The organism is Streptomyces sp. NBC_00258, from assembly GCF_036182465.1.
Classification (GTDB): Bacteria; Actinomycetota; Actinomycetes; order Streptomycetales; family Streptomycetaceae; genus Streptomyces.
In genome coordinates this window covers 6,927,879-6,941,123 of the sequence record NZ_CP108081.1, presented here as the reverse complement: position 1 = coordinate 6,941,123, position 13,245 = coordinate 6,927,879, and the positions used below count along the sequence as shown (strand labels likewise).

The 13,245-nt window shown below is 69.9% G+C and carries 8 protein-coding genes; 5 read left to right on the top strand and 3 right to left on the bottom strand.

The genetic code is table 11. The features are described from left to right. The first annotated feature begins 53 nt into the window (after positions 1-53). Positions 54-2,618 (top strand): NACHT domain-containing protein, encoded by a 2,565-nt coding sequence (locus tag OG718_RS30920; RefSeq protein ID WP_328845732.1) that lies wholly within the window; start codon positions 54-56, stop codon positions 2,616-2,618. A 202-nt stretch (positions 2,619-2,820) separates the two neighbouring features. Further along, positions 2,821-3,282, top strand: coding sequence for a spore-associated protein A (locus tag OG718_RS30915; RefSeq protein WP_143640452.1), 462 nt, complete (start codon positions 2,821-2,823; stop codon positions 3,280-3,282). A gap of 119 nt (positions 3,283-3,401) precedes the next feature. Here the strand turns inward: OG718_RS30915 and OG718_RS30910 are convergent, their stop codons facing one another. After that, the gene (locus tag OG718_RS30910; RefSeq protein ID WP_328845731.1) at positions 3,402-4,970 is read right to left on the bottom strand and encodes a carboxylesterase/lipase family protein; all 1,569 of its coding nucleotides are present in this window, start codon (positions 4,968-4,970) and stop codon (positions 3,402-3,404) included. A gap of 128 nt (positions 4,971-5,098) precedes the next feature. Between OG718_RS30910 and OG718_RS30905 the strand changes: the two genes are divergently transcribed. Next, a complete protein-coding gene (locus OG718_RS30905; protein WP_328845730.1) occupies positions 5,099-8,287 on the top strand; it encodes an NACHT domain-containing protein in 3,189 nt (1,062 codons plus the stop codon). A gap of 131 nt (positions 8,288-8,418) precedes the next feature. After that, on the top strand, positions 8,419-9,069 hold the full coding sequence (locus OG718_RS30900; protein ID WP_328845729.1) for an HAD family acid phosphatase: 651 nt from the start codon (positions 8,419-8,421) through the stop codon (positions 9,067-9,069). A 79-nt stretch (positions 9,070-9,148) separates the two neighbouring features. Here OG718_RS30900 and OG718_RS30895 read toward each other — a convergent pair whose 3' ends face one another. Further along, the gene (locus tag OG718_RS30895; protein ID WP_143640449.1) at positions 9,149-11,677 is read right to left on the bottom strand and encodes an ATP-dependent Clp protease ATP-binding subunit; all 2,529 of its coding nucleotides are present in this window, start codon (positions 11,675-11,677) and stop codon (positions 9,149-9,151) included. 429 nt (positions 11,678-12,106) lie between these two features. Here OG718_RS30895 and OG718_RS30890 point away from each other — a divergent pair, with 429 nt between their 5' ends. Further along, complete coding sequence (locus OG718_RS30890) at positions 12,107-12,796, top strand: SCO3374 family protein (RefSeq protein WP_328845728.1); 690 nt, start codon at positions 12,107-12,109, stop codon at positions 12,794-12,796. 8 nt (positions 12,797-12,804) lie between these two features. On the opposite strand, the gene OG718_RS30885 is transcribed toward OG718_RS30890, so the two are convergent. Beyond that, a complete protein-coding gene (locus OG718_RS30885) occupies positions 12,805-13,140 on the bottom strand; it encodes a histone-like nucleoid-structuring protein Lsr2 (protein WP_055618215.1) in 336 nt (111 codons plus the stop codon). Positions 13,141-13,245 lie beyond the last annotated feature (105 nt).

Sequence of the window (13,245 nt, the reverse complement as noted above, 5' to 3'; positions counted from 1 at the left end):
TGACCTACCCTTGACTCCCACAACAGCCCCACCCCACAGGGACCTTGATGCCCATGGAGCCCGTTGTCCGCATCCCCTCCCCTCACACCGCACCCCTCGTACAACGGCTCTTCCGCACACCGGAACCCCAGCCCTCCCTCGCGCCCGAACTGATCGCCGCGTTCACCACCTGGCGCGGCGCCGAAGCCCCCGTGCCCCCGGACGAAGTCCACCGCACGGCCGCCGAGTTCATCCAGCTGGCAGCCGAGAAGCACACGACCCCCACGTCCGAACTGCCCGCCGTGGTCGACGTGCTGGCCCGCACGCTGCTCGCCGTCGGAGAGCTCGACCTCACCGACGTGGACGCGGTACGGCTGGGTCCGCAGGACTACGCGCGCCGACTGCGCGGGGCCGTGCCGGGCGCGGACCGGGGGCTGTCGCCCGACGCCGCGTGGTTCCACGACGCGCTGCTCGTGAACGTGTGTCTGCACGTGCTGCACCACTTCATCGGGCGCTCGCCACACATCCAGCAGCACATGCCGGAGCGTGCCAGCCGTATCCGACAGCTCGTCGATCTCAACGACACCGAGGCGGCGGCCCGCCGTCCCGAACGCTCGCGGCAGGACGCGGACTTCGAGGCCCGTTACGCCGAGGAGGTCGTACGCCAGCACGGCTGGCTGACCATCGTCGGCGTCGACTTCCCGAACGCGCCGGACCGCTGGCTCCTTGAGGACACGTATCTGAGTCTGGAGGCCGAGGAGAGCACCGGCGACGGGAGCGGGGCCGGGCAGCGGACCGTGCTGCTCGCGGACCGGGCGCTGGAGGGGCACGAGCGGGTTCTGCTGCGCGGGGTGGCGGGCTCGGGGAAGACGACCCTCGTCCAGTGGCTCGCCGTGGCCACCGCCCGCGAGGGTGCGCGGGTGCCGTTCGTCCTGCCCGTACGCCGTTTCGCCCGCGAGGGCTTTCCCGCTCCCGACGACTTCCTGCGCGCCGTCCGCCACCCGCTCGCCGACCAGGCGCCGGAAGGGTGGGTCGTACGGACGCTGCTCGCGGGCCGTGCCCTGCTGCTGGTCGACGGGATCGACGAGGCCCCGGAGTCGACGCGCGGCGAGCTGCGCGACCAGCTCCGCCGTCTGCTGCGCGTGTTCTCCGGGAACGGCTGCCTGGTCACCTCGCGCCCCTCCGCCGTGGCGGACGGCTGGCTCGCGGAGGAACGTCTCGCGGAGGAGGGCTTCGCGGAGCTGTCGCTCGCGCCGATGTCCCGGGACCAGGTCACGCGGTTCGTCCGGGACTGGCACACGGCGGCGATGGGCGACGAGAACTGCCGTGAGCAGCGCGACCGGGACGAGCTGAAGGAGTACGAGCAGCGGCTGCTCCACTCCGTACGGATCTACCGGGAGCTGCGCCAGCTCGCCACCAACCCCCTGATGTGCGGCCTCATATGCGCGCTGAACAGGGACCGCTCCGGCTCCCTCCCGCACGGCCGCAAGGAGTTGTACGAGGCTGCCCTGGAGATGCTCCTGCAACGCCGCGACCCCGAGCGGGACGTGCTGTACGCGGACGACGTGCGCCTCCAACAGGAGCCTCGGGAAAGGCTGTTGCAGAAGCTCGCACACGCCATGCTGGAGGACGGCGTCTCGGAACTGCCACGCCGACGGGCGGTCGCCATCCTGGAGGGCGCGCTGCCCGCGATCCCCGCCGCACGCGCGGCGGGCGACGGCGAGAAGATCTTCGGGCATCTGCTGCACCGCACCGGGCTGCTGCGCGAACAGGCGGGCCTCTCGGTGGACTTCGTCCACCGCACCTTCCAGGACTATCTGGCCGCCAAGGAGATCGTGGCGCGCGGACGGCTGCGCGACCTGGTCGACCACGCCCACCAGCCCGAGTGGGAGGAGGTCATCCGCATGGCCGCCGCCCACGCCCGCCCCGAGGAGTGCGGCGACTTCCTCGAACGCCTGCTGTCGGCTGCTCCCGCGCTGCGCAGACCCCAGGTCAACCACCGCCGGCTGATGGCCGCGGCCTGCCTGGACCATGTCACCGAGCTCGACCCGTCGGTCCGGCGGCTCGTCCACGACCGTACGAAGAATCTCGTGCGCCCCACGAGCGAGCTGGGCGCCCGCAGTCTGGGCTGGGTGGGGCCCATCGTCCTGGAGCTGCTGCCCGACCCCGAGCAGGTGCCGAGCGACCAGCAGGCGCTGCTTCTCGCCCTCACTGCGACCCGGGTCGAGGACGACGCCGCCATCGACTACCTGGCCCGTCTGCGGGGGCGTTCCTCGCTCGCGGTACGGACCGAACTCGCCCGGCCCTGGCGGCACTTCGACACCGAGCGGTACGCGCGCGAGATCATCGCCCACCTGGATCCCGACGGCGTGTACTTCCCGGTCTCCGACACCGCCGAACTCTCGGCCCTGCGTCACCTCGGCGGCCGCCCCCGCGTCCAGGTGGCCGGCGTCATCCCCGCCACCGACCTCATGGACGGCCTGGACCGCGACCGGCTCACCCATCTCTGGCTCAACGCCGAACCCACCGACCCGGACATGTCCTGGCTGTCCCTCTTCCCCAACCTCCAGGTCCTGCGCGTCAATCCGCGCCTGCCACGGGTACGGAACGTGCCGGAGGGGGTGACGATCACGGCGTAGGGCGAGCACCGCGGTCACGGACCGGCGCGGTGACAGTCCAGTGACACGCGGCGACAGAACGGTGACAAAAGAGGCCACAACCAACCCCCGGGTCCCCTGGTCTCACCTGGTGTGGGGCGAACGGCAGTTGACCTTGCCGGACGCGCCACCGGACACGGATCCACGAACGCACGAACTGACACACCAAACTGGGGGAACAGAAATGAAGCTCGTCCGTCACGCAGCCGCCGTCGCCGTCGTCGTCACCGGTGGTGCCCTCGCCCTCGCGGCGCCCGCCTCCGCGTCGGCCTCCGCGTCCGCGCCCACGGCGGCCAGGTCGGCCGCCGTCGCGGCCCCGTCGGAGGCCCCGGTCGCGAAGTACAACGGCGCCTGCGGCACCGGTCACAAGGTGATCGACTCCGCCAACATGGAGAACCTCGGCACCACCTTCCTCACCTACAACAAGACGACCGGCGAGAACTGCGTGGTCACCGTCCGCACCAAGCCCGGGGCCGCGGTGGACATGTTCGCCAGGCTCAGCTCGAAGACCGGCGGTACGGCCACCGACAAGGGCCGGTTCACGACGTACGCGGGGCCCGTCTACATCGAGGCCCCCGGCGAGTGCGTCACGTGGGAGGGCGGCATCACCACGTACTCCACGAAGGGCACCGGCCACTGCGGCTGATCCACGACCGGGCGGCAGGCCGACGAGCCTCGGGCGCAAGCCAACAAGGAGCCGCACACTGCAGTGTGCGGCTCCTTCGTCGTGCCCGGCCGGGAAACGCGCCCTGGCCGGCAAGCTCCCTAACCGCGCAGCGGCAGCGCACCGAAAGCGTGCTCACGCCAGAGCTGCCGCGACGCCTCTTCCGGGTACGGGGCCACTGAGGGCCTCGCGTCGAAGATCCGCACCGGCCGCCGCTCGACGTCGTACGCGGGCCACCCCGGGTCCTCCCCCGCCGCGAACCCCGTCCAGGCGGCCCGGACCAGCCGCGACAACTCCTCGGCCTCGGCAGGCGGTTCCTCCCCGAGGAGCAGCGCCGGCAGACCCTCGCCGAGGTTGCCGAACACCAGTGGCACGTCGAGCCCGTGGCAGGCGCCCAGCATCCCGCCCATGCCCGGCGCCTCCCAGACCAGCTCGTAGACGTGTGCGCGACCGCCGCCCGCGATCTGCGCCTCGGCCAGCCGGAGTGACGGCATACGGAACAGCCAGTCGGACTGGACGAGTTCGTAGAGGTCCTCGGCACTCGCGGCCGGGAACGCGGCACGGTACGCCGCATCGCCGCCCACGCCGCCCACGCCGCCCACGGGCCCGAACGTCCGGAGTGCGACGGCGGCCTGATCCTCCGTCACCTCGCCGGTCAGTCCGCGGAGCAGCATCATCAGCCGGAACTCGTCACGGGTGTGGCCGACCACGAGTTCGACGTCCCGTCCCGTGCCGGCGGCCAGCGCCTCCCAGGGGGCGGCCGGCAGCACCTCGCCGTCGACGACGGGCGCGACCGGGATCAGCGCGTGGGCCGTCGGCCCCCACCGCTCCGCGAACGCCCCGCCCTTCGCGCCGACCGCGTCCGCCACCGCGGGCAGCCGTCGTGGCGCCACCGCCCCCAGCTCCTCCACCGTCGGGCGCACGCCCAGCTCCGCGGCGAACTCCCGGGCGATGTCGGCGGCGAGCTCGGTCGAGAAGAACGTACCGGGCACGCTCTGGGCGACGGCCCGGCCGAAGAGCCCTGCCGCGCGTGGCATCGCGAGCAGCGCGGCCAGCGAACCCGCGCCCGCCGACTGGCCGACGACCGTGACGCGGCCCGGATCGCCGCCGAAGGCGCGGATGTTGTCCCGCACCCACTCCAGCGCGGCCACCTGGTCGAGCAGGCCCCGGTTGGCGGGCGCTCCCTCGATCTGCGCGAACCCCTCGATGCCGACCCGGTAGTTGAGCGTCACCACGACGACGGCACCCTCCCGCGCCAGCCGGCCGCCGTCGTACTCGGGCAGGCCCGACATCCCGATGACGTACGCGCCGCCGTGCATCCACACGATCACCGGCAGCCCCGCGCCGGGGCCGGGGTCGGGTGTCCAGACATTGAGGGTCAGCCAGTCCCCTTCGTCCGCCGCGTCGCCGGACACCAGTGCGTCCATGCCGAACGCGGCGGACTGCGGAGGCGGCGTCCCGTACGCGACCGCCTTCCGTACGCCGTCCCAGCTCCGCACGGGCACCGGCACCCCGAACCGCAGTGCTCCGACGGGTGGTTCGGCGAACGGGATCCCTTTGAACACCGCCGATCCCGACGCCTCTCCGGCTCCCCGCACCACACCTGCCGTCGTACGGACCTCGGGTTCGTCGGCGCCCATCACGGTTCCCTCCGCAGACAGTTCGGTCATCGCGGATCATCCCGTCGAACCGGACGCCAGGGCCACCGGTTTTCCCGCCCCAAGATCCACGGACAGGGGCCCGCCCCGGCGACTAGGCTGATCCAGCGGCGCCCCAAAGGGGCGCGGGGCGGTGACATATGCGGCTCCGCCGCGGGGCGCGACCAGCCACGACGGACCCGCAGACGACGCACCATGCCCTCGGGGGAGCGCCATGGAACCAGCAACGGTCGGAGTCCGACTGGCGTCCACCGTGGCCGCTGATCAAGAAGCTCTTCACGCCGGAGGGGCCGGGCGCGGGACTGGTCGACAAGCCCGTCCGCATCTCGTCCCGTGTCTCCTTCAAGGGCGAGCAGCGCACGCTCGGGGAGAAGGACGTCACCAGGCTCGCCGCCGAGCTGGTCCGGCGGGCTCTGAAGGACGCCGACGAACGCCCCATCCCCTCCGACGAGGCGCAACCCGTCGTCCACGCCCTGGCCGACACGCTCCGCGCCCTCGGCGACATCACCATGACCGACGCCCAGGCCGTGGCGCTCGGTCACTCAGGCCTCGCGCTCCATCTCCGCCATGCCGCCGGGAGCCCAGACCGCGACCTCGCATTCGACGCGACGCTCTTCTACGAGCGGCTCCTCGACACGGCCTGTCTGCACATCCTGCACTTCTTCACCCAGCGCTCGACGTTCGTCGCCCGAACCCTCGTCGAGCAGACCCGGCGGCAATCCGAACTCATCGCCAAGGTCGACGAGTTGATCGCCCGGACCCCGCGTCCCGGCGACGGGGACGGGGCGTTCGAGCGGCGGTATCTGGCGTACGTCGCCACCAAGCACAGCAAGCTGACCATCTACGGCATCGACCTCGCCAACACACCGAACCGCTGGCAGCTCGACGCCGCCTACATGACCCTGCAGGCGATGCGCCGCTCCACGGACGGGGAGTCGGCCGCCTCCGGTGACGCCTACCTCGCCTCGCCGGGGACGCCGCTGCCCGCCGAGGAGGCGCTCGCGGACCACGACCTGGTGCTGCTGCGCGGAGTGGCGGGCTCGGGCAAGACGACGCTCGTCCAGTGGCTCGCGGTGACGGCCGCACGGGCCGAGCGCGGGGACCGTATCCCTTTCGTCCTTCCGCTGCGTACGCTCATCCGCCGTGCCGACGGGCTGCCGGCGCCCGCCGACTTCCTGGCGGCCGTGCGCGTCCCGTTCCACGGCACGGCCCCGGACGGCTGGGCGGACCGGGTCCTGGGCGCGGGCCGCGGGCTCCTCCTCGTCGACGGCCTCGACGAGATCCCCGAGCGCGACCGCGAACGGACGAGGCACTGGCTGCGGGACCTTCTCGACGCGTACCCCGGCAACCAGTGGCTGGTCACCTCCCGCCCCTCCGCCGTGGGCGAGGACTGGCTCACCCCGGACGGCTTCACCGAACTGCTCCTGACGGCCATGAGCCGCGCCGATGTCACCGCCTTCATCCGGCGCTGGCACACGGCGGCCGCCGCCGACGCACCGGACACGGAACTCCTCGCCTCCTACGAGCACTCGCTCCTGGAGGCCGTCGGCGTCAAACAGGATCTCGGCCGGCTCGCCACCAACCCCCTGATGTGCGGGCTGATCTGCGCCCTGCACCGCGACCGACGCGGCTATCTCCCGCACGGACGCCAGGAGTTGTACGACGCGGCCCTCTCCGCACTCCTCTCGCGCCGCGACCAGGAACGGTCGATGCAGCTCGACCACATCCAGCTCAGCGAACTCCCGCAGATCCAGCTGCTCCAGCGACTGGCCTACTGGCTGATCCGCAACAACCAGGCGGAGATGGACCGCGAACGGGCCGAGCGCATCATCGCCGACGCACTGCCCTCTCTCCCCGCGGTGGCGAGCCAGGGCGACGCGGCCGAGATCTACCGCTATCTCCTGATCCGCAGCGGCCTGCTGCGCGAACCCGCGGTGGGGACCGTCGAGTTCGTCCACCGCACCTTCCAGGACTACCTGGGCGCGAAGGCCGCTGTGGAGGACGGCGACTTCGGGCTCCTCGTCCGCAACGCCGCCGACTCCCAGTGGTCCGACGTGATCCGCATGGCCGTCGCCCACGCCCGTCCGCGCGAACGGGCACAGCTCCTGCGCGACCTGGTCGACTCCGCCGAGGGTGTCGAGGGCACCGCGGGCACCCGTGTCCGCCTCCTCGCCCTGGCCGGCCTCGAACACGCCACGGAACTCGACCCGCAGGTCCGGGCCGACGTGGAGGAACAGGCGGCCACACTCATTCCGCCGCGTACGCCGGAGGAGGCCCGCCAGCTCGCCTCGGCCGGCCCGCTCGTCCTGGAACTGCTGCCGGGTCCCGATGGTCTTTCCGACGCGGAGGCGCTGGCCGTCGTGATCACCGCGTCCCTCATCGGCGGCGACGCGGCCATACCGGTACTGGCCCGCTTCCGCACCCACCCCGCCGTGCCGGTGCGCGCCCAGCTCAGCTGGACCTGGGACCGGTTCGACTCCGACCGGTACGCGGCCGACGTCATCGCCCACCTTCCCCAGGGCGAGCTCTATTTCACCGCCCATTCGGCGGCCCACTTGCGCACCCTGAGTTCATTCGGCGGCCGGCCCCACCTCCAACTCGTCGGAGACATCGAGGCGGCGGAACTGCACGCCTGCCTGGACCCGGACACCACTCGGCTGCTCGTCATCCGGGACAACAACAGGCTGCCCGACCTGAACGTCCTCGCACGCCTGCGCCGGCTCCGGCGACTGGCCATCAGCCGCAGTCCGTACGTCGACGACCTCACGCCCCTGACCGAATTGCCACTGGAGCACCTGTCGTTGGACTACATGCCGGGCCTGGAAAGGCCGGGTGTGCTGGCGCCGCTCTCCGCCTCGGCCACGCTGCGCGAACTCGACACCGGAGTACCACTCCAGGGCGAATCCCTCGATGTCGCACTCCCGGATCTGCCGCTGACATCTCTGCGATTCACCAAGAATGCCCTCCAGTTCACCGGACTGCGCGGCTTGCGCCATATGCGCTCGGTGAAAACACTGGCCCTGGGCACCCTCTTCGAACCGCTCACCCCCGAGGACTACGAAGAGGTCTCGCTGCTCCCCGAACTTGAGGAATTGCACCTCAAGTGGGCCACCCTCCCGTGGGGCGAAGGCCCCATCCTGCCGGGCATTAAGCGGCTCAGGTTCAACAAATTCACCGGAAACGAAGATCTCACGGCGGTATCGGCTCTGTTTCCGGGGCTGCAGTCGGTCACATTCGTACTCGCCCCGGATACGACGAAGGTCCCGGAGCACACTCTCGCGCTCTTCCCGGACATCCACACCGTGACAAGGACGCACACCGTCCTCTAGCCCAACCCCACCTGGGCACCCTACAGTTACCGACCAGTAATCCCTTCGCTTCCCTGTGGCCTCACACGCACATGAGCATGCACCACGACCCACGTCCGCAGCGCTCCGACGCGAGAGGAACCCCCCATCCCATGACAGGAAGAAGCTGGCAGCGCCTCATAGGCGTGACCGCCGCCGCCACCGCCGTGACCGCGGCCCTGGCGATCCCTGCCACCGCCGCGACCCCGGCCGCGGCGACCACCGCGGCCACCACCGTCGCGACCGCCGCCTCTGCCGCCACCGCGGAGGACGTGGACTACGACACCTGGCAGAAGGACTGCCGGGCCGTCATGGCCGAGGCGCTGCCCCACCTGAAGGAACGTATCGCCGACGCGTCCGCCGGTGAGAAGCAGGCCATCGTCTTCGACATCGACAACACCACGCTGGAGACCGACTTCGGCTTCAGCTACCCGTCGCCGGCCAACGCGCCCGTCCTCGACGTCGCCAAGTATGCCCAGGACCACGGCGTCGCCCTGTTCTTCGTCACGGCCCGCCCGGACATCATCAAGCCGGTGACGGACTACAACCTCAAGCACGCCAGCTACAAGGTCTCGGGCCTGTACGTACGCAACTTCATCGACCTGTTCAGGGACGTGGCCGAGTACAAGACGGCCCAGCGCACGGCCATCGAGGCCAAGGGCTACACGATCATCGCGAACATCGGCAACAGCGCCACCGACCTGTCGGGCGGGCACGCCGAGAAGACGTACAAGCTGCCGGACTACGACGGCCAGCTGTCGTAACCACGGCCGGGCACGACGAAGGGGCCGGTGCCTGGTGGCACCGGCCCCTTCGGCCGTTCTCAGACGCAACCCCTCGGGGTCACGCCTCCTTGCTCAGGTTGGGACCGGCGCCGCCGGCCGCCTGCTCGATCGGCGGGACGTCCGGCAGCGCGGACTTCTCCTCGCCGCGGAAGGTGAAGGTCTTGGCCTCGCCCTCGCCCTCCGTGTCGACGACCACGATGTGGCCGGGACGCAGCTCGCCGAAGAGGATCTTCTCCGACAGGGAGTCCTCGACCTCGCGCTGGATCGTGCGCCGCAGCGGACGCGCGCCGAGCACCGGGTCGTAACCCTTCTTCGCCAGCAGCTCCTTCGCGGACTGGGAGAGCTCGATGCCCATGTCCCGGTCCTTGAGGCGCTCGTCGACCTTGCCGATCATCAGGTCGACGATCGTGAGGATGTCGTCCTGGGTCAGCTGCGGGAAGACGACCACGTCGTCGACGCGGTTGAGGAACTCGGGCCGGAAGTGCTGCTTCAGCTCGTCCGAGACCTTGTTCTTCATGCGCTCGTAGTTGGTCTTCTTGTCGCCCGAGGCCGCGAAGCCCAGGTTGAAGCCCTTGGAGATGTCCCGGGTGCCGAGGTTGGTCGTCATGATGATGACCGTGTTCTTGAAGTCCACGACCCGGCCCTGGGAGTCGGTCAGTCGACCGTCCTCCAGGATCTGCAGCAGCGAGTTGAAGATGTCCGGGTGGGCCTTCTCGACCTCGTCGAAGAGGACGACGGAGAACGGCTTGCGGCGGACCTTCTCGGTCAGCTGGCCGCCCTCTTCGTAGCCCACGTAACCGGGAGGCGAACCGAAGAGACGCGAGACCGTGTGCTTCTCGCTGAACTCCGACATGTCGAGGGAGATCAGCGCGTCCTCGTCACCGAAGAGGAACTCGGCGAGCGCCTTGGACAGCTCGGTCTTACCGACACCGGACGGACCGGCGAAGATGAACGAACCACCCGGACGCTTCGGGTCCTTCAGACCGGCGCGCGTACGACGGATCGCCTTGGAGAGCGCCTTGACGGCGTCCACCTGGCCGATGACCCGCTTGTGGAGCTCGTCCTCCATGCGCAGCAGACGCGAGGACTCCTCCTCGGTCAGCTTGAAGACCGGGATGCCGGTGGCGGTCGCGAGGACCTCGGCGATCAGCTCGCCGTCGACCTCGGCGACGACGTCCATGTCGCCGGCCTTCCACTCCTTCTCCCGCTTGGCCTTCGCGGCGAGGAGCTGCTTCTCCTTGTCGCGCAGCGAGGCGGCCTTCTCGAAGTCCTGCGAGTCGATCGCGGACTCCTTGTCACGGCGGACGCCGGCGATCTTCTCGTCGAACTCGCGGAGGTCCGGCGGCGCGGTCATCCGGCGGATACGCATCCGGGAGCCGGCCTCGTCGATCAGGTCGATCGCCTTGTCCGGCAGGAAGCGGTCCGAGATGTACCGGTCGGCGAGCGTCGCCGCCTGCACCAGGGCCTCGTCCGTGATGGACACGCGGTGGTGCGCCTCGTAGCGGTCGCGCAGACCCTTGAGGATCTCGATGGTGTGCGGCAGCGACGGCTCCGCGACCTGGATGGGCTGGAAGCGGCGCTCCAGCGCGGCGTCCTTCTCCAGGTGCTTGCGGTACTCGTCGAGCGTCGTCGCACCGATCGTCTGCAGCTCGCCACGGGCCAGCATCGGCTTCAGGATGCTCGCGGCGTCGATGGCGCCCTCGGCGGCACCCGCACCGACCAGCGTGTGCAGCTCGTCGATGAACAGGATGATGTCGCCGCGGGTGCGGATCTCCTTGAGGACCTTCTTCAGGCGCTCCTCGAAGTCACCGCGGTAGCGGGAGCCGGCGACCAGGGCGCCGAGGTCCAGGGTGTAGAGGTGCTTGTCCTTGAGGGTCTCGGGCACCTCGCCCTTGACGATGGCCTGCGCGAGACCTTCGACGACGGCGGTCTTGCCGACGCCGGGCTCACCGATCAGGACCGGGTTGTTCTTCGTACGACGGGACAGCACCTGCATGACCCGCTCGATCTCCTTCTCGCGCCCGATGACCGGGTCGAGCTTGGACTCACGAGCGGCCTGGGTGAGGTTCCGGCCGAACTGGTCGAGGACCAGGGACGTCGAGGGGGTGCCCTCGGCAGGACCGCCACTGGCGCCGGCGGTCTCCTTGCCCTGGTAACCGGAGAGCAGCTGGATGACCTGCTGCCGCACCCGGTTGAGATCTGCGCCCAGCTTGACGAGGACCTGGGCGGCGACGCCCTCGCCCTCGCGGATCAGGCCGAGCAGGATGTGCTCCGTGCCGATGTAGTTGTGGCCCAGCTGAAGGGCCTCGCGGAGCGACAGCTCCAGGACCTTCTTGGCACGGGGGGTGAAGGGGATGTGCCCGGACGGGGCCTGCTGGCCCTGGCCGATGATCTCCTCCACCTGCTGGCGGACCGCCTCGAGCGAAATCCCGAGGCTCTCCAGGGCCTTAGCGGCGACACCCTCACCCTCGTGGATCAGGCCCAGGAGGATGTGCTCGGTGCCGATGTAGTTGTGGTTGAGCATCCGGGCTTCTTCCTGAGCCAGGACGACAACCCGCCGCGCGCGGTCGGTGAACCTCTCGAACATCGTTAATCGCTCCTCAGAGCGGTCAGGCAGTAAGGGGACGCTCCCCTCCCTGTCCTTCCGCAGCTTAGTCCCGCAAGCGGGGACCGCTCATTCCAACTGCCGACACCGTCCTTGGCCTCCTGACCCCGAACGCCGACATCTGCTCCAACCTGATGGTGCGAGACGATGTTCCCGCAGGCCAGGCAGATACCCCCACCATCTGTACGCCGATGGCGAACGTGAGATGCCCGAGCCATGCGTGTCGCCCCTCCCACTAGGGATGTCTTACCCGTACGCACTGACACTCCATGCCGAACGCACCGGTTCCCTCCGCTATGGGCGAACATCCTTGCGCCGCGGACCGCTTCGGAGCGCCCACTTTTCGGACACTCTGCGAACATGCGCAGCCACCCAGCGTAACTCGAACGCCGCTCCGGCGGTTGGCCTTGCATGGTCCCCACGGTCCCTTCTCCCCGCCGACCGCTCAACACGAGCCACCCGAGCGCCTCGGGCCGCCCGAGCCACGCGAGTCGCACGGTCCGGCATTGGTACGAGAACGAACTGGGCTGGCCGACCGTGCCCGGCACTCCCGTGGACCTGCCGACGGGGCTGCGTTTCGACGTACTGGACGCACCGGTGGAGGCGGGGTACGCGGCGCTGCGGCATCTTGGGCCGGGCTCTCCGGTGGTTGTGCGGGCGGACCGGATGCGGATTCTGGTGGCGGCGGGAAGCGCGGACGAACTGCCCGGGCTGCTCGACTGGCTGGAGTGGGGGGCTCTCGCGCTGGATCTCAGGGCGATCGGCGAGGGCGGGCGCATCGAGGCGCCACTGCCGCCCGGCACTCCGCGACCTGCGGGGATCTCCGTACATGTCCCGGCGCACACGTCTGCGGAAACGCCGGTGAAGACGTCCGTGAAGACGGCCATGGACACCGCTGTGGACGGCTCGCAGGGGGCCGCTGTCTGGCTGCGACCCCCTGAGCCTGGCTGCGAGGTGGAGCCGTCGCTGCCGACACTGTCGGCGCTCGGTGGGGGCGTTGGGGGCGCCCCCGATCTCGTACGACTCGTGAACACGATGGCCACGGAATGCCATCGCATCCGGCTGCGCCGTTCCTGTGCTCAGCCTTTGGCCTTGTCGTAGGCCTCTGCTCAGCCGTTGGCCTTCTCGTAGGCCTCGCGAATGGACGCCGGAACGCGACCGCGGTCATTGACCTCGTAACCGTTCTCCTTCGCCCACGCACGGATCTGAGCGGTGTCCTGGCTGCCACCGGAAGCGGCGCGCGCCTTTCCACGGCTCCCCGAGGCGCGGCCTCCGGTACGACGACCGCCCTTGACGTACGGCTCGAGAAGTCCACGGAGCTTGTCCGCATTGGCAGTCGTGAGATCGATCTCGTACGTCTTGCCGTCCAACGCGAACGTCACGGTCTCGTCCGCCTCGCCACCGTCGAGGTCGTCGACAAGAAGGACCTGAACCTTCTGTGCCACCGGATTTCCTTTCATCGATATCTTCAGGGACGGGGTCCACGGCGGCCGCCGCTGTTTCACGTCCCTGTTATATGCACTACTGCAGTACGTCGGAAAGCAAACCGC